Raw genomic sequence first — 17,714 nt, forward strand, 5'->3', positions numbered from 1 at the left:
GGGTGCAGTGTAGCGCTGTGAAAAATTCAGCCATCTACGCCAGCCATGTCGCTATCCTTTTCGATGCTGTTTCGAAGGAGAACGTTAGCAGCTTCGAGGTTCTGATTTTATGAATGTCCCAGAACTTATCCCTGCAAATGCAACCGAATATCTCGGGCATGGTTGATTGCACATCCCGATTGATACAACTTAAGGGTTGGTCTTGTGGTCTTACTGACCTACTGTTCAAGTACAGGAGGTGACTTATGAACCCAGCATCTGATCGCATTGAAAGGAAAGTCCTGCTCAAGGCCAAGCGTTCACAGGTCTGGCGTGTGCTGGCCAATGCCGAAGTGTTCGGACAGTGGTTTGGCGTGGCGCTGGAGGGCAAGCGCTTTGTGGCAGGCGAGTGGACCCAGGGGCAGATTACCTATCCCGGTTATGAGCATTTGCGCTGGAATGTGCTGGTGGAACGGGTCGAACCGGAACGGCTGTTTTCGTTTCGCTGGCATCCGTATGCGGTAGAGCCTGATTTCGATTACTCCCAGGAGCCCACCACACTGGTGAAATTCGAACTTGAGGATATGGACAACGGCACGTTGCTCCACGTCTCCGAGTCCGGTTTCGACCACGTTCCCCAGCATCGTCGCCTCAAGGCATTCCGTATGGACAGTCGCGGCTGGGATGAACAAATGAGCAATATCGAACAGTTTCTACTGGCCAAGGCACACGAACATCAGGGTGTTTGAGCGAAACCCGCGGCCTCCGAGCCTGAGGCGTCTAAGGGTTTTCGGAAGGTTGCTTATAGCGAATGTCTTACACGCGATGGTAGTGATATCGCCTGTTACAAATTGGATCCGATGCGTATTCTGGCCTCACCCACTGAAGCACAGGATGTGCTCAGGATCATGGATGATCGACCATATGCAAGGAACGCTGCGACAGGGAGTCGTCATGGTCTTGGAAAAACCCGCTTCGGCGGGTTTTTTTGTGGGCGCAGGAAAGGTCGTGGCGGCGGGAACCGGGTTCCCGCCGCCATTTTTTCACTGGCGGTCGAGTTTCGCCGCCGCGCGCTCGGTGATTTCCGCCCGCAGCTTCAGCGAGCTGGCAGCCCGCTGGCGAGCCTCATCCAGCACACTGGCCGGGGCCGTTTCGGGGCTGCCAGCGGTAAATGGCGGGGCCGGGGCGTATTCCAGTTGCAACTGCACCAGCTCGGCAGTGGCCTGGTCGAACAGTTCGGCGGCCAGGGTCAGGGCGAAGTCGATACCGGCGGTAATGCCGCCTCCGGTAAACAGATTGCCGTCACGAACCACCCGATCGTTCACCGCGATTGCGCCCAGCGGCTTGAGCAATTGGTGATACGCCCAGTGAGTGGTGGCGCGTTTGCCTTTGAGCAATCCCGCCGCGCCCAGTACCAGCGAACCGGTGCACACCGAAGTGATGTATCGGGCGTTGGCCGCCTGAGCCTTGAGAAAGCCCAGGGTGTGGTCATCTTCCATCAACGGCCCGACGCCACTGCCGCCGGGCACGCAGATCACGTCCAGCGCCGGGCAGTCTTCAAAAGTGGTGGTCGGTTTCAACAGCAGTCCGGTGCTGGCGGTGACCGGCATCAGGTCTTTCCAGACCAGATGCACTTTCACATCCGGTAGAGAGGCCAGTACGTCATAAGGGCCGGTCAGGTCCAGTTGCTGAACCTGTGGAAACAACAGAAAACCGATCTGCAACGTCATGGTGTTTTTCTCGTGAAGTGGGTGGACGGTTTGACTGTAGGCCCGTAGGCTTTGGCGTATACGCCAATCTCCCCACGAATTACGCCAAATGTCGAAAACCATCCATGTGCTCGCTTTCGCCAATGTGCAAATACTCGACGTCACCGGGCCGTTGCAGGTTTTCGCGTCGGCCAACGACATAGCCCGTCAGCAAGGCCGGCCGCCGCCCTACGCACCGACCGTGATTGCCAGCGGCGGCGGGGCGGTGATGTCGTCGGCGGGGTTGGCGCTGTTGGCCGAACCGTTGCCGGATGAGGGCACCGATACCCTGATCATCGCCGGCGGCTGGGGTGTTTACGCAGCGGCGCAAGATGCGCCGTTGGTCGCCTGGGTGCGCGAGCATGCCCGTGGCTGCCGGCGGGTTTCTTCGGTATGCACCGGTGCGTTCCTGCTGGCGGCCAGCGGCTGGCTTGATGGCCGGCGCGTGGTCACCCACTGGACCCGCTGCGAGCAATTGGCGCAGCAGCACCCGCGACTGCACGTCGAGCCCAACCCGATCTTCATCAATGACGGCCCTGTCTGGACCTCGGCCGGGGTCACGGCCGGCATCGACCTGGCGTTGGCCATGGTCGAAGAAGACCTCGGGCGCAGCATGGCCCTGGAAGTCGCCCGGCAACTGGTGGTGTTTCTCAAGCGTCCGGGTGGCCAGTCGCAATTCAGCGTGACCCTGTCACTGCAACAGGAAGGCAGCCGTTTCGACGAACTTCACGCCTGGATCAGCGAAAACCTGACCCAGGATCTTGGCATCCCGACCCTGGCCTTGCAGGCCGGCATGAGCGAACGCAGCTTCGTGCGCCACTACCGCGCCGACACCGGCCAGACCCCGGCCCGGGCCATCGAACTGATCCGCGTCGAAACCGCGCGGCGTCTGCTCAACGATACCGGCGTGCCAATCAAGCGGGTGGCGGTGCAATGCGGCTTCGGCAGCGAAGAAACCCTGCGCCGTAGCTTCCTGCGGGCCATGGGCGTGACGCCGCAGGCTTATCGGGAGCGGTTTTCGGTCAGTGTTGCAGCAGATACAGTGGAGCGTTGAACCGTTTTATGCCTGAGTCCGATGCAATTGCCCCACCGGCCAATATCCAGCCCAGTACCGGCAACTCGCCGGGCAGTCAGAGTTCAGGTCTGGTAGCGACCACTGTGCCGATGCCACTCCAGACTGCCCGCCACCCAGCTTTTTACCCCGGCCAGATAACGCTTGAGCAGCGGTGAGGCGTCCGCGAGCACCTCTTGTTCGGCAGCTTCATACAGGCGCATCACGTCATCGTGGATAGCGACGCTTTGCTTCATGGCGTGCTTGATCGAACAGCCCGGTTCATTCGCCAACAGCAACGGCAGATTGAAGTCACCGACTTGAGCCCGGCTTTCCTTGGGGGCCGAGTACAGGTCATTGGCGATGATCGTCGCACTGGCAGCGAGCGTCGTGACTCGCCGCACGGCGGGTGAGGAGTAGACATTGGCCGGCAATTCATAGCCACCGATGACGTCGATCAACGACATGCAAGGCAGGAAACTATTGATCTGGCGCTGGGCCAGGTACTCCCAGAGGGCCGGGGTAATGCCATTGATGCGCCAGGCGGCTTCGGCAGTCATCGTGACGAACATGGCGATGATTTCATGGCGGACCCTGGCGATCTGGGCAGGCGTGGCGAACTCGGTGACACGTGTCATGTACGCGCTCAGGCCGACCAGCACGGGGTCGCTGGCCAGGGCCAGTTCCAGATCCGCACGATGAGGCTCGATCAAGTGCGCGGGCTCGAGTGCGGCGAGCGCGACGGACAGCCTGGGACCAACCAGTGCGGGTATCGATCCGGTGCTTTCGTCATCGCAGTAGTAGTCATCCACGGCGAACAGTGCGGCAATGCATTGAGCGGATAAAAGCAGGCGATCCGGATCGTCGGTGTCCGTGTGGCACAACATGGCGAAGCGCCCGAAACCCGAGGCGCGAATCTTTTGCTGCTGGCCGGCGAAGATGCCGGTTTTTTCAATCCAGCGCATCAGCCGGTCATCGACCTCTGAGGCGAGCGCTTCATCGATCCGACATGGCGCTGGGCAATGCAGTGGAGGTACATGCCATTGTGATCCTGTCGGGCTTCGCCGCGTGGCATTCAATGCAAGGTCATGCCATTGCTGTACGCCGTTCAAGTGGAATATCTCGAAGATCTTCAGAAACCATGTGGTGAACGTCTGCGGGGCAGCGTCGATGGCCGCGCAAATCTGCGAGAGTGCCAGCCACTGCCAGCTCAGGGCCTCATCGGGGTTAGCGACCGGGTCCGTGTCGCAGATGCCTGCGAATACATGATCGTATTCGTGCTCGATCAGATCGTCGGTAACGGGTTCGTGATAAAGCAGCGTCGAGACTTTGATCAGCTTGCAGGTCATTCCCATTTCTTCGCGCAATCGCCGTTGTGCTGCCGCGACAGTTCGTTCACCCGGACGAGGATGACCGCAACAGGTGTTGGTCCAAAGCCCCGCGGAATGGTATTTGCCAAGCGCACGCTGTTGCAGTAGCAAGCGCCCATTGCGATCGAAAATAAAAACGGAAAATGCGCGGTGTCGCAGGCCTTGGCGGTGCACCTGCATTTTTGGGGCATGGCCGGTCTGGCGATCTGTCGGGCTGACCAGTATCAGTAACTCTTCCATAGCAAGACTCCATTATGTCTTCGCTACTGGACATGACTGCGGACCAGACTTCGTAGTGAACGCCAGACGTGTGGTTGTGTGAGTCAAAAATCTAGTTCAACTGCAGTACCGTCGCAAGCTGCCGCAGTGGCTAACGTTGCAACCCGTGGAGCTTGCGAGATGGCCCACGCGTTCCGCTCGCTGGCATACCTGCAGGGCGCTTGAACAGGTGCTGCCGGGAAGATCTTCTGCAGCCTGTATCGGCTATGTATTATCGGCATCGGCCCGATACTGTCCGCTCCTCGCTCCTACTGGAAAAGGCGAATGCATCTCCACTTTATTGATCGGCCGCTTTGAACCACGACGATTCGCCCCGGGTATAAAGGATGGACACGCTATGACCACGCAGAATACTTCGCTTCAAGACATCGCCGCGCCCGAAGGCGTTTGTTATGGCTGCGGCAGCCAGAATCCGCACGGGCTGCACATCAAGAGCTACTGGCATGAAGACGGGGTGCATGTCATGGCGGAGCATATGCCCGACGACAAGTATTGCGGCTGGCCGGACCTGGTCTACGGCGGTTTGATCGCGATGCTGGTCGATTGCCACTCCAACTGGGCGGCGATGGCTTATCACTACCGGGCAGAACAGCGCGAGGTGGGGAGCCTGCCCCACGTCACCTGTGTCACCGGTAACCTGGGCATCAAGTTCATCAAGCCCACCCCGATGGGGGTGCGCCTGACGCTGCGTGCAAAAGTCGAGGGCGAAGTCGGGCGTAAAAGCCGGGTCATCTGTGAGGTGTTCGCCGGGGATGTCCTGACCGCTATAGGGGACTCCATCTTTGTCCGCGCCGATACCGGGCAACTCAGGGCCGCCGCGCAAGCAGAAAACAAAACCGGACCACTGTAGGAGCGAGCCCGCTCGCGATGGACTCGAGAGCGCCGCGTTTAACCAGTAAATACGCGTAATCGTTGACGACCATCGCGAGCAGGCTCGCTCCTACAGGTGGAAGCAGTCAGCCATCAGGGCCGCCGCGCAAGCAGAAAACGGAACCGGTCCACTGTAGGAGCGAGCCCGCTCGCGATGGACTCGAGAGCGCCGCGTTTAACCAGCAAATACGCGTAATCGTTGACGACCATCGCGAGCAGGCTCGCTCCTACAGGTGGAAGCAGTCAGCCATCAGGGCCGCCGCGCAAGCAGAAAACGGAACCGGTCCACTGTAGGAGCGAGCCCGCTCGCGATGGACTCACAGGCGCAGCGTTCAACCAGGAAACACGCGTTATCGTTAACGGCCATTGCGAGTGGAAGCAGCAAGTCATCAGTACTGCGCGCGCAGGCTCAGGGTCACGGTGCGCGGGTCACCGTAGAAGTTGGTGCCCCAGGAGGCATCGACGCGGTCGTAGTACTTGCGGTCGAACAGGTTGTTGGCGGTCAGTGTCGACGACAGGTTTTCGTTGAACCTGTAGCCGACCTGGGCCGTGGTGACGGCATAGCCGCCTTGCTGGAACTTCACGTCACGCTGGTAGTAGGTGTCGCTGACCACGCGCACGCCACCGCCGACGCTGAAGTCCTTGAGCGGGCCGTCAGTGAACTCGTACCTGGTCCACAGGTTGTAGTTGTGCTTGGGCGTGATCGTGCTGAAGGTCTTGCCTTTGGTGGCCTGGTCGCCGTCCAGGAACTGGGTGGAGGTGTAGGCGTAACCGGTGACGATGCTCCAGTTATCGCTCAGGTTGCCGCTCAGCTCGGTTTCCCAACCTTCACTGCGTGCCTTGCCTTCGGTCATGTAGGCACCGGAGTTGTTGTCGTACTCGGCGCGGTTTTCATCGTAGATGCGGAAGGCGGCGATGCTGGCGTTCAGGCGGCCTTCGTAGAATTCGCGCTTGAGGCCGATCTCGTACTGCTTGCCTTCACGCGGGCCGACCGGCTCGCCGTCCGTGCCGATTTCGCTCTGCGGTTTGAACACGCTGGTGTAGCTGAAGTAGGTCGACAGTTGCGGGGTGATCTTGCCGATGACAGCGCCGTACGGTATGACCTTGCGGTTGATGCTGGTGTGGGCCTGGCCGAAGTTGTTGAAGAAGGCGTTGGCGTTCTTCGCGTCGCTTTCGTACCAGGTCACGCGGCTGCCGCCGAGGACATCAAGCCAGTCGGTGACGTTGAACCTGGCGCGGGTGTAGACGCCGTACTGATCGTACTTGGACCAGTTGCCGTTGACGTGCGCATAGTCATTGCGGGGAATGTCGATGCTGCCCGGATCGAACACGTTGATCGGGAAGTACTCGCCGCCGCCGTAGGTGAAATCCTTGTCCAGGTGCTGGTACTCGGCGCCCAGGGTGAACTCGTGCCGGCGATTGGCGAACTCGAACGGCGTGGTCACGAAGCTGTCGACACCGATGGTCTTGATGTGGGTGTAGTAGTCGTAGGCCACGGCCCAGCTGTCACCGGTGGCCGGGTCGACCGTGCCGTCGGCCCAGGTGAAGTTACGCTCCGGGGTTTCGGCGTCACGGTAGGTCAGGGTGGTCTTGAACTGGCCGCCGTTGTCCAGCTCGTGGTCGAGTTCGGCGAAGGTTTCCCAGACTTTTTCGTTGAGGGTGTTCCACTTGGCATCGACGAAGGTCGAGCGGGTAATGTCGAGCAACGAGCCGTCGGCGTAGGCCGGCAAACCGAACGCCGGGGTGGAGTTGTTCTTCTGGTAGGCGCCGCCGACCGACAGGGTGGTGACCGGGTCGAGGTCGAATTCCAGGCGACCGTAGACCATCGGGCGTTCATTCTTCGCGTAGTCGACGAAGGACTTGTTGTTCTCGTAGGCGGTGATGAAGCGACCGCGCACGTTGCCCTCGTCGTTCAACGGGCCGGTGACGTCCACCGAAGAACGGTAGCGATCATAAGTGCCGGCGGCCAGTTCACCGCCGAGGGCGAATTTGCTCAGGGCGCGCTTGCGCACCACGTTGATCGTGCCGCCGGGTTCGCCAGCGCCCTGGTACAGGCCCGCCGGGCCACGCAGCACTTCGATGCGGTCGTACATCGCCAGGTCGAAACTGGTGGCCATGTCGCCCTGGCCGGTCGGCTGCGAGACGCCGTCGACCTGCACCTGGTCAACGAGGAAGCCGCGCATGTAGATGTCGTTGAGGCTGGAGCCGGAGTTGTAGGTCTTGATGGTCACGCCGGTGACCTGGCGCATGGCGTCCTGCAGGCTGTTCAGATTCTGGTCGTCCATGCGCTGGCGCGTGACGACGGACACCGACTGCGGGATGTCCTTGAGCTTGATGTTGCCCTTGCCGATGGTGACTTCATTGGTGGTATAGGAGTGCGAGCCTTCGGTGGTCGGCCCCAGCGCCAGGCCGGTAATGGCCGTCGCACCCAGCTGCAATGCACTGGAGTCACCGGCCGATGGCACCAGCGACACGGTGTTGCCATTCAACTGAAAATGGATGCCGCTCCCCAGCAGCAAGGTTTTCAGTGCCTGTTCCGCTTCCATGCTGCCGGACACCGCCGTGGACTTGATGCCGTTGACCATGTCCTGGCTGTAGAGAATCTGCAGGTTGGTCTGCTGGCCCAGTTGGCGCAATGCACTGGCCAGCGACTGGGACGGCACATTGACGTTCACCGGAGCCGCCTCGACCTGGGAGGTTCCCAGCAACAACAGGGTCAACAGCGCGCCCGGCACAACCGTGCGGAACCTCTTTTGCCGTTCGATGGCGAGTGCCAGCGGCGCGCGGGACAGGGTAGGGCTTTGCATTGCTCGAATCGCTCCGGAATGGTGTGTGCAGTTTTAGTTAATGATAATTATTATTAGACGCACCACTTTGGCTAAACCGGAAAACAAACTTCAAAAAACAATGATTTGCGCGCGGCACTCAACGTCAGACCGTTGCGCGCTCGTTGACGTCCATCGCGAGCGAGCTCGCTCCTGCACGGGGTTCGTGACTAAATGCCGGGCAAGTTGAAGCAGTACTTTAAATCTATATGAGAATTACTATAAATTACGCGACTCGAACTGCCACTATCGTGCCACTGCTTGTTTCAGCGGTCGTACAAAGGGCTCAAGGAATGAAACCGCACCCCCGTGCGGACGGGAGTCATGTTGGAAAACTACTATCGCGAGCTGGTGTGTTTCCTCAACGCCAGGCTGGGCAACCGCCAGGTGGCCGAAGATGTGGTTCATGACGCTTATCTGCGCGTGCTGGAACGGACCAGCGATGCGCCGATCGAGCAGCCCCGTGCCTTCCTTTATCGCACCGCATTGAACCTGGTCATCGATGACCACCGGCGCAACGCCTTGCGTCGTGCCGAGCCGCTGGAGGTGCTCGACAGCGAAGAACGCTACTTCACGCCCTCGCCGCACAAGGTCCTCGATCACGGCCAGCGCCTGGACATGCTCCAGCGGGCCTTGGCGGAGTTGCCACGGCTGTGCCGCGAGAGTTTCCTGTTGCGCAAGATCGAGGGCCTGTCCCATCCGCAGATCGCCGAGCAACTGGGCATTTCCCGTGCACTGGTGGAAAAGCACATCGTCAATGCCATGAAGCATTGCCGTGTGCGGATGCGCCAGTGGGAAGGCCAGTGATCCCCGGATTCATCAAACAGGCCAGCCACGGCTTGAGCGACTCCTTGTTGTCGGTCCTGCCGATTCGCGCCGATGAGATTGCCGCCTCGCTGTACGAGCATGGGCGGTCGGTGGTGGATCTGTTGTTGGCCATGGCCAGTTGAGTCAGTAAAGGCGTCTTCGCGAGCAGGCTCGCTCCCACACCGGCAATGTAAAAACAGGTCCATTGTGGGAGCGAGCCTGCTCGCGAAGAGGCCAGAAGCAACACAGCAAATCCAGAATCCTGAACCCTTCCTGAAGAACCCAGCATTTCCCCCGGCAAGATTTTGTAACGGGTTTACTCTCCAAACATCGGGGCGTAAGCTTCGCGCGTTTTCATCCATTACGGAGACCCACAGTGGGTACTTGTTCGAGTGACAGTTGTCGGCCGGTCTCGGTAACCGGCATTTTCTCGGCAAGATAACGCGCAGTCTCCTGTGCCGTTGTCTCGCCGAAAAGCGAGCAGCGGCATCCTGATCACGGCCATTCCCGGCCGTGTCCCGACGTCCCTCTCATCGACGCTGAACAGAGCGTGGTTTCGACTTTTTTTGTCGTGGCCGCCGCCCTATCGACACGCCTGTCATTCGTGACCGGCGCGCCAGGCCTTGCTTTGCCGGTTGTTCCGGCGGCACAGGTATGGACTTGCCTGCTCGACGGTTTCCCGGCTGACCAAAGGGGCACCAGCCATGAAACTTACCCTCAAGGAATTCTTCGCGGGTTTCCTGCGTAACCGCCATATCGCCCGGCACTTCCGTCGCCTGGCGTTGCTGGAAACCTTCACCGACACCACGGTCAGCCGTGAAGTCCCGCCGACCCTGGCGCAAACCCTGGTGGCCGCCGCCGGTAGCGATACGGGTCAATTGCTCAACAAGCTGGGCAGTCACACCGACGGCCTGAGCGAACTTGAAGCCGATGCCCTGCGCGAGCAATTCGGCCTCAATGAAGTCGAGCACGAACAACCGCTGCCCTGGTGGACGCACCTGTGGCACTGCTACAAAAACCCGTTCAACCTGCTGCTGACGCTGTTGGCGGTCATCTCGTGGCTGACCGAAGACATGAAAGCCGCCATCGTGATTTTCTCCATGGTGGTGCTCTCGACCTTGCTGCGCTTCTGGCAGGAAACCAAGTCCAACCAGGCCGCCGATGCCCTCAAGGCCATGGTCAGCAACACTGCCACGGTGATGCGCCGGGACCTTGAGGACCTGAGCGCGCAGCGTATCGAATTGCCGATCAAGCAACTGGTGCCGGGCGACCTGATCGTGTTGTCGGCCGGTGACATGATTCCGGCCGATTGCCGGGTGCTCAGCGCCAAGGACCTGTTCGTCAGCCAGGCGGCGATGACCGGTGAATCGATGCCGGTGGAAAAATTTCCCCGTCAGCAGGACCGCAACACGTTCAACCCCCTGGACCTGGACAACATCCTGTTCATGGGCACCAACGTGGTGTCCGGCACGGCCATGGCGGTGATTCTCACCACCGGTAACAGCACCTATTTCGGCGCCCTGGCCCAGCGGGTCGGCGCCACTGACCGGGCGCCGACCTCGTTCCAGACCGGGGTCAACAAAGTCAGCTGGCTGTTGATCCGCTTCATGTTCGTGATGGCGCCGCTGGTGTTGTTCATCAACGGTTTCACCAAGGGCGACTGGACCGAAGCGCTGCTGTTCGCGCTGTCGATTGCCGTGGGCCTGACCCCGGAAATGCTGCCGATGATCGTCACCTCGACCCTGGCCAAGGGCGCAGTATTCCTGTCGCGCAAAAAAGTCATCGTCAAACGCCTCGACGCCATCCAGAACTTCGGCGCCATGGACGTGTTGTGCACCGACAAGACCGGCACCCTGACCCAGGACAAGATCTTCCTGGCGCGCAACGTCGATGTCTGGGGCAACGACTCCGATGACGTGCTGGAAATGGCCTACCTCAACAGCTACTACCAGACCGGCCTGAAAAACCTGCTGGATGTGGCGGTACTCGAACACGTCGAAATCCATCGCGAATTGAAAGTCGGCACGGCGTTTCGCAAGGTCGACGAGATTCCGTTCGACTTCACCCGGCGGCGCATGTCGGTGGTGGTTGCCGAGCGCGATCAACCGCACCTGCTGATCTGCAAGGGCGCGGTGGAAGAGGTGCTGGCGGTCTGCTCGCGGGTGCGTCACGGTGAAGTCGATGAAGCCTTGACCGAAGCATTGCTGGCGCGCATTCGCCAGGTCACGGCCATGTTCAACGCCGAGGGCTTGCGTGTGGTGGCGGTAGCGGCACGGCCGATGAGCGAAGGACGCGACACCTACAGCCTGGCCGATGAGCAGGCACTGACGCTGATCGGCTACGTGGCGTTTCTCGACCCGCCCAAGGAAAGCACTGCCCCGGCGCTCAAGGCGCTGGCTGCCCACGGCGTGGCAGTGAAAGTGCTGACCGGCGACAACGAACTGGTGACGGCGAAGATCTGCCGCGAAGTCGGCCTGGAACAACAGGGCCTGCTGATGGGCAACGACATCGAGCGCATGACCGATGCCGAGCTGGCGAAAGCCGTGGAAACCACCAATGTCTTCGCCAAACTGACGCCTTCGCACAAGGAACGCATTGTCCGTCTGCTCAAGGGCAACGGCCATGTGGTCGGTTTCATGGGCGACGGCATCAACGATGCCCCGGCCCTGCGCACCGCCGACATCGGCATTTCCGTGGACAGCGCCGTGGACATCGCCAAGGAAGCGGCCGACATCATCCTCCTGGAAAAAAGCCTGATGGTGCTGGAGGAGGGCGTGCTGGAAGGCCGCCGGACCTTCGCCAACATGCTCAAGTACATCAAGATGACCGCCAGTTCGAACTTCGGCAATGTGTTCTCGGTGCTGGTGGCCAGTGCGTTCATTCCGTTCCTGCCGATGCTGCCGATGCACCTGCTGGTGCAGAACCTGCTCTATGACATTTCGCAGATCGCCATCCCGTTCGATAACGTCGATGACGAAATGCTCAAGCAACCGCAGCGCTGGCAGCCGGCGGATGTCGGGCGCTTCATGCTGTTTTTCGGGCCGATCAGTTCGATCTTCGACATCACGACGTTCGCCTTGATGTGGTACGTGTTCGATGCCAATACCCCGGATCACCAGACCCTGTTCCAGTCGGGCTGGTTCGTGGTCGGGCTGCTGACCCAGACACTGATCGTGCACATGATCCGCACGCCGAAGATCCCGTTCCTGCAGAGCCGCGCGGCCATGCCGTTGCTGGTGATGACCGGGCTGATCATGGCCGTGGGGATATTCCTGCCGATGGGACCGCTGGCGCATTACTTCAAGCTGCAGGCATTGCCGTCGCTGTACTTCGTGTTCCTGCCGGTGATCCTGCTGGCGTACATGGCGCTGACCCAGGCGGTGAAAGGGTTCTACATCCGGCGGTTTGGCTGGCAATAAAGCCACAGTACAACAATGCCCTTGTGGGAGCGGGCTTGGTCCGGGCGGCGTTCCGACGAATGCGATGCATCAGTCACCATCATCATCGACTGACCCACCGCTTTCGCGAGCAAGCCCGCTCCCACAAGGGGATTGTGGGTTTTTCAAGGAATTTTTATGCAAGCCATCAATAACCTCAACCTGACGTCACTGCTCGACACCCTGGTCAGCCTCAGCGCGGCCTTCATCCTCGGTGGCCTGATCGGTTTCGAGCGCCAGTACCGGCAGCGCACCGCCGGCCTGCGCACCAACGTGCTGGTAGCGGTGGGCGCGGCGATTTTCGTCGACATGGCCAACCGTCTCGGCGGGGCTGAAGGTGCCGTGCGGGTCGTGGCGTATGTGGTGTCCGGTATCGGCTTTCTCGGTGCCGGGGTGATCATGCGCGAGGAGGGCAACGTGCGCGGCCTCAACACCGCCGCGACCCTCTGGACCTCGGCGGCAGTCGGTGCCTGTGCCGGTGCCGACCTGCTGGCCGAAGCGTTGCTCGGCACGCTATTCGTACTCGCGGCCAACACCTTGCTGCGGCCGATCGTCAACAACATCAACCGTCAGCCGCTGGATGTGATTTCGACGGAAGTCACCAACATCGTCTATGTCATCGCCCGGCGTACGCAGCAAAAAACCGTGCTGGCCCTGCTCGAAGCCGAGCTGGAGCGCAGCAACTATCCGGCCAGCGATGTCGATGTGCATGCCTTCGGCACGGATGAAATTGAAATCGAAGCCACCCTGGCGACCACCTCGGTCGATGGTGATGAACTGGATGCGCTGGTGGCGCGGATTTCGATGTCGACCCTGGTGGTGCAGGCGTTCTGGAGTCCGAGTACCACGGAGTAAAGGCCAGGGCTTCCCTGGCAATAGTCAGACTAACCCACATAGATTTAGGAATATTCCTACATAAACCTAAGAACGTCTTCCGTAGGCTGTGCGACCTCTTGAAACCGACATCCTTTTGGAGGTCACCTTGCCGAACAAATCCTTGCGCATCCTGATTGCCGATGCGCAGCACTTCAATCGCCTGCGGATCGAGCGGCTGCTCAACCAGCTCGGCTACTTTCGGGTGGCGCCGGTGCAGAGCCTCGAAGAACTCCTGCCACTGGTGGAGTACGGTTGCGAGCCTCTGGACCTGGTGCTCATCAATGGGGCGATGGCCAACGGAGCGCTGGACCTGTTCAGTTTTCTTGCCGACAACTCGCAGGTTCATCACGGGTTCATCTTCAATGAACAGCAGGCGCCTTTGCCGCCAGCTGGGGGCAAAGTCCAGGTCAGCCAGGTCGCTCTGCCTGACCTGGCGTCAATCACGCAGTTGATGAGCGCCGTCGATCATCGGCGACCGTTCGTCGGAACTGTCATTTCTGTCAGGTAGTCCTTTTCAGCCTTCCATGCAAGAGTCTATGCGCAGCGTTGTGCCCAACCGCTGCGTTGCCTGGTGGGCTTTTTTTGCCCGATCGTGTTGTTTTGCACGGGAGTTGTCATGAAGTCAGCACTGATTGTGGAAGATCATCCGGTGGTTCGCTCCATGATCAAACTCGTACTCAAGGGTGAAGGATTCAAGCGGATTTACGAGGCCTCCCGTGGCGATGAGGTGTTGTCGTTGATCCGGGAGCATCAACCGGATGTCATGTTGCTTGACCTGGGCCTTCCGGGCGTGGCGGGGCTTGAGGTGATGGACCGTATCAAGGCGGAAAACACACGATGTCGCGTGGTGGTGTTCACCTCGCTGGAGGCCCAGTTTTATCAGGATCGCTGCATGCGGGCCGGGGCCGTTGCCTATGTTTCCAAGAGCAAGGACCTGGACGACTTGAAGGCCGCGGTGAACTCTGTGATGTCCGGCTATACCTATTTCGCCCAGATCCCCTCGAGTTCCGTGTCGATGGGGGATTTGCAACGCAGTGAAAAGCAGTTGATCGACAAGCTTTCCAATCGTGAGTTGACCATTCTGCAGTACCTGGCCCGGGGCTCGAAAAACCTGGAAATCGCCGAGACCATGCACCTGAGCTACAAGACTGTCAGTACCTACAAGACCCGACTCACCCTCAAGCTCAACGTGAACTCGTCGGTGCACTTGAGGGATTTCGCCCTGCGCAATCATCTGATCTGAATGAACGCACTCCGGCGACTGGCGGGTGGGGTGCTGATTGGCCTTCTTCTATGGACATCGACGGTCTGTGCCCAGCAGCCGCTGACCTTGTTGGGACGTTCGAGCATCGAAGGCATGAGCGCCAGGTTGTCGGAAACCGAGTCGCGCTGGCTACAGCAGAAGGGTCGATTGGTGCTGGCTGTCTCGGCGCCGGACTATCCTCCCTTCGAGTTCAATACGGCGGGCAAAGTGTTCGAAGGCGTGACAGCCGATTACGCCGGGTTGCTCGAACAGATGTTGAACGTCGTCATTGTGGTTCAACGTTATCCGTCGCGGGCTGACGCGGTGCAGGCCATCAAGGAAGGGCAGGCCGACCTGCTGGGAACGGCCAATCGATTTGAAGCCGAAGATCCGCAGTTGCAGATGTCCAGCGCCTACGCCGTGGATCAGCCGGTGCTGGTCACGCGTACCGATTTTCCCCCGGTGCTTGACCCGACACTGGCCGGCAAGCGGCTGGTGATGCTGTATCACTACTTGCCCGAATACAGCGTGCAACAGTTCTATTCCAGGGCGCAGGTCCAGCTGTTTCCCTCGACACTGGCAGCGATGGGCGCGGTGGCATTCGGTCAGGCCGATGTCTATCTGGGCGATGCGATCAATGCCCATTACCTGATCAGCAGGAACTACCTGAACAACGTGCAGTTGACGGACTTCTCGCCCATGGAGTCCGGGCGATTTGCCTTTGCGATGACCCGCGACAACGTTGCGTTATTGCGCATCGTCAACAAGGCGCTGGCGGCCATCACCACCAATGAACAAATGAATATCCTGCGTCGTTGGGGGGCAAACGGGGTCTCTATCCCGGGCACCCAGTCATTGCAATTGAGCGTGGCCGAACAGCGCTGGCTCGAACGCCACCCACGGGTAAAGGTCGCGATCAACGAAAATATTCCGCCCATTACATTCATCGACAGCGAAGGCAAGTTTCGCGGGATTGGCGTCGATGTGCTGACGAAAATCAGTTCGCGTACCGGGCTGCAATTCGACATCCGGGGCATGAAGTCGATAGCCGAGATGATGAGCGGCGTCACCAGCGGGCAGATCGATGTGCTGGCCGGTATCGGCCTCAGCTCCCAGCGTGAAGATGAACTGCTGTTCACCCGCTCGTTTCTGAGCAGCCCATCGGTGCTGGTGACTCGTGCAACCACGGACAGCCCCAGGACGCTGGATGACATGGCGGGAAAAAACCTGGCGCTGACCCAGGGCAACATCGCCGGCGAGTACATTCGCCAGCATTACCCGCTGATCCGGCTGGTGGATGCGCCATTGTCCACGGACGCCATGGAAATGGTTGCCCAGGGCAAGGCCCAGGGCAGCATCAATTCGTTGATCAGCGCCCGTTACCTGATTTCCCGGCAGTACCGCGATCGCCTGCAAGTGACCAGCACCGTGGGCACCGACCCTGCGCGAAGCACCCTGGCAACCAGTCGTGAGGCCAGCGAACTGCATTCGATTCTGGACAAGGCGCTGTTGAGCATTCCTCCCGAAGAAATCGACGAGCTGACCCAACCCTGGCGCTATGACTCGATGGTCGAGCAGAGCTACTGGCTGCGACACCGGCAGGCAATCGTGCAGGCGTTTGCGGTGGCGGGTGCCTTGCTGTTGCTCGCCTTGGCCGGGATCGTCTGGCAGCGGCGGCAGATTCGCCAGCGCCAGCAATTGCTCGGGCAATTGCAGGAAGCCAAGGACGCGGCGGACGACGCCAACCGCGCCAAGACCACGTTCCTGGCCACCATGAGCCACGAAATCCGTACACCGATGAACGCCTTGATCGGCATGCTCGAACTGGCGTTGAAACGGGCCGATGAAGGCGTGACCGACCGCGCCGCCATCGAGGTAGCGTCCGACGCCGGGCAGCAATTGCTCGATCTGATCGGCGACATTCTGGACGTCGCCCGCATCGAATCCGGGCATTTGTCGCTGGCGCCGGAACGGGTCAACCTGCACGCGCTGGTGACGTCCGTCTGCCGGGTTTTCGAAGGGCTGGCGAAGCAGAAGAATCTGCAGTGGCGGGTCGAACTCGACGAACACAGTGACCGTGACGTGATGCTCGATCCCACACGCTTCAAACAAGTGCTGTCCAATCTGCTGAGCAATGCGATCAAGTTCACCCGTGAAGGCCGGGTGAGCCTGACACTGCGGGCGCAACCTCAAGCCCCGGCGCATCTCGCCGTCAGCGTGCAGATCGAGGACAGTGGCATCGGTATCAGCGCTTTCGACCAGCAACGCCTGTTCAGCCCTTTCGTGCAGGCGGGCAACAGCCAGCAGAGCGCCCGGCAAGGTTCCGGCCTGGGCCTGGTGATCAGTCGTACCCTGTGCGAAACCATGGGCGGCCAGTTGCAACTCGACAGTGAACTCGGGCGCGGCACGCGGGTGGACATCAGCCTGCTGCTGCCCGCCCTGCAAGCGTTACCCGCAGGGGAGATGCCCCGGGATCCGGCGCAGCTCACGACCCGGGCGTTGTCGATTCTGGTGGTCGACGATTATCCGGCCAATCGCCTGTTGCTCTCGCGGCAGTTGAGCTACCTGGGCCATCGCGTGGTGCTGGCCGAAGACGGTGCCCAGGGGCTTGAACAGTGGCGCACCGACGGGTTCGACCTGATCATCACCGACTGCAACATGCCGCTGCTCAGTGGTTATGAACTGGCGGGCGCGATACGTGAGCAGGAGCGGGTGCAGGGGCTGTCGTCAACGCTGATACTGGGCTTTACCGCCAATGCGCAGCCCGAGGAGAGGGCTCGGTGTCAGGCCGCGGGCATGGATGATTGCCTGTTCAAGCCGATTCGCCTGGTGGATTTACAGGCGTGGTTGGCCCAGCGGTTTTCCAGCGCAACACCAGCGGCACCTGCCGACCGTGGTTTCGCCGAATTCGATTTGAGTGGGCTGGAGCGCTATGCGGATTCGGACCGTGAGCTGTTCGATCAACTGATGCACGATCTGGCGCAGAGCAATCGCGAGGACCGCGTACATTTACTGGCCTTGCACGCTGGCGGCAATCGTCCCGGATTGCTTGAACTGGCACACCGGATCAAGGGCGGGGCGCTGATGGTGCGAGCGCTTGGCCTGGTCGCGTGTTGCGAACGACTGGAGCGGGCGTGCCATGACGGCCGTGCGGTACTGGTCGACGCCGCCGTCGACCAGTTGCAGCAAGCCATGACCCGCCTGGACCAGAGTATCGAGCAGGATTGAG

12 protein-coding genes and 1 pseudogene are annotated in these 17,714 nt (G+C 60.3%); 10 read left to right on the plus strand and 3 right to left on the minus strand.

The genetic code is table 11. The annotated features are described in order from the left end of the window. Nucleotides 1-245: 245 nt before the first annotated feature. Nucleotides 246-728 carry an SRPBCC family protein gene (locus ACLD1X_RS05610; RefSeq protein ID WP_429366488.1) on the plus strand — a complete coding sequence of 161 codons (483 nt, stop codon included), beginning with the start codon at nt 246-248 and terminating at the stop codon, nt 726-728. A gap of 294 nt (nt 729-1,022) precedes the next feature. On the opposite strand, the gene inhA is transcribed toward ACLD1X_RS05610, so the two are convergent. Then, the gene (gene inhA / locus ACLD1X_RS05615) at nt 1,023-1,709 is read right to left on the minus strand and encodes an isonitrile hydratase (protein WP_429366489.1); all 687 of its coding nucleotides are present in this window, start codon (nt 1,707-1,709) and stop codon (nt 1,023-1,025) included. Nucleotides 1,710-1,797: 88 nt separating this feature from the next. Between inhA and ACLD1X_RS05620 the strand changes: the two genes are divergently transcribed. Then, nucleotides 1,798-2,781: a GlxA family transcriptional regulator gene (locus tag ACLD1X_RS05620; protein ID WP_429366490.1), complete on the plus strand. Its 984-nt coding sequence runs from the start codon at nt 1,798-1,800 to the stop codon at nt 2,779-2,781. A gap of 83 nt (nt 2,782-2,864) precedes the next feature. Here ACLD1X_RS05620 and ACLD1X_RS05625 read toward each other — a convergent pair whose 3' ends face one another. Beyond that, a complete protein-coding gene (locus ACLD1X_RS05625) occupies nt 2,865-4,388 on the minus strand; it encodes a family 2 encapsulin nanocompartment cargo protein terpene cyclase (protein WP_429366491.1) in 1,524 nt (507 codons plus the stop codon). A 376-nt stretch (nt 4,389-4,764) separates the two neighbouring features. Here ACLD1X_RS05625 and ACLD1X_RS05630 point away from each other — a divergent pair, with 376 nt between their 5' ends. After that, complete coding sequence (locus tag ACLD1X_RS05630) at nt 4,765-5,277, plus strand: PaaI family thioesterase (RefSeq protein WP_429366492.1); 513 nt, start codon at nt 4,765-4,767, stop codon at nt 5,275-5,277. A gap of 409 nt (nt 5,278-5,686) precedes the next feature. Here the strand turns inward: ACLD1X_RS05630 and ACLD1X_RS05635 are convergent, their stop codons facing one another. After that, the gene (locus tag ACLD1X_RS05635; protein ID WP_429366493.1) at nt 5,687-8,104 is read right to left on the minus strand and encodes a TonB-dependent siderophore receptor; all 2,418 of its coding nucleotides are present in this window, start codon (nt 8,102-8,104) and stop codon (nt 5,687-5,689) included. A gap of 342 nt (nt 8,105-8,446) precedes the next feature. On the opposite strand from ACLD1X_RS05635, the gene ACLD1X_RS05640 reads away from it, so the two are divergent. From ACLD1X_RS05640 to ACLD1X_RS05670, 7 genes and pseudogenes are all read left to right on the plus strand, one after another. After that, nucleotides 8,447-8,929 (plus strand): sigma-70 family RNA polymerase sigma factor, encoded by a 483-nt coding sequence (locus ACLD1X_RS05640; RefSeq protein WP_429366494.1) that lies wholly within the window; start codon nt 8,447-8,449, stop codon nt 8,927-8,929. Nucleotides 8,930-8,946: 17 nt separating this feature from the next. Continuing rightward, nucleotides 8,947-9,072, plus strand: a pseudogene (locus tag ACLD1X_RS05645) (hypothetical protein); the annotation flags it as partial. 561 nt (nt 9,073-9,633) lie between these two features. Next, on the plus strand, nt 9,634-12,348 hold the full coding sequence (gene mgtA / locus ACLD1X_RS05650) for a magnesium-translocating P-type ATPase (RefSeq protein WP_429366495.1): 2,715 nt from the start codon (nt 9,634-9,636) through the stop codon (nt 12,346-12,348). A 156-nt stretch (nt 12,349-12,504) separates the two neighbouring features. Beyond that, nucleotides 12,505-13,221, plus strand: a complete 717-nt coding sequence (locus tag ACLD1X_RS05655) for an MgtC/SapB family protein (RefSeq protein ID WP_429366496.1) — start codon at nt 12,505-12,507, stop codon at nt 13,219-13,221. 127 nt (nt 13,222-13,348) lie between these two features. Beyond that, the gene (locus ACLD1X_RS05660) at nt 13,349-13,750 is read left to right on the plus strand and encodes a chemotaxis protein CheY (RefSeq protein ID WP_429366497.1); all 402 of its coding nucleotides are present in this window, start codon (nt 13,349-13,351) and stop codon (nt 13,748-13,750) included. Nucleotides 13,751-13,858: 108 nt separating this feature from the next. Beyond that, entirely contained in the window at nt 13,859-14,485 is a 627-nt protein-coding gene (locus ACLD1X_RS05665) for a response regulator (protein WP_429366498.1), read from the plus strand. After that, entirely contained in the window at nt 14,486-17,713 is a 3,228-nt protein-coding gene (locus tag ACLD1X_RS05670) for a transporter substrate-binding domain-containing protein (RefSeq protein WP_429366499.1), read from the plus strand. Nucleotide 17,714: the final 1 nt, after the last annotated feature.

Origin of the sequence: Pseudomonas sp. 18173, assembly GCF_050432945.1 — a bacterium.
Lineage (GTDB): Bacteria > Pseudomonadota > Gammaproteobacteria > Pseudomonadales > Pseudomonadaceae > Aquipseudomonas.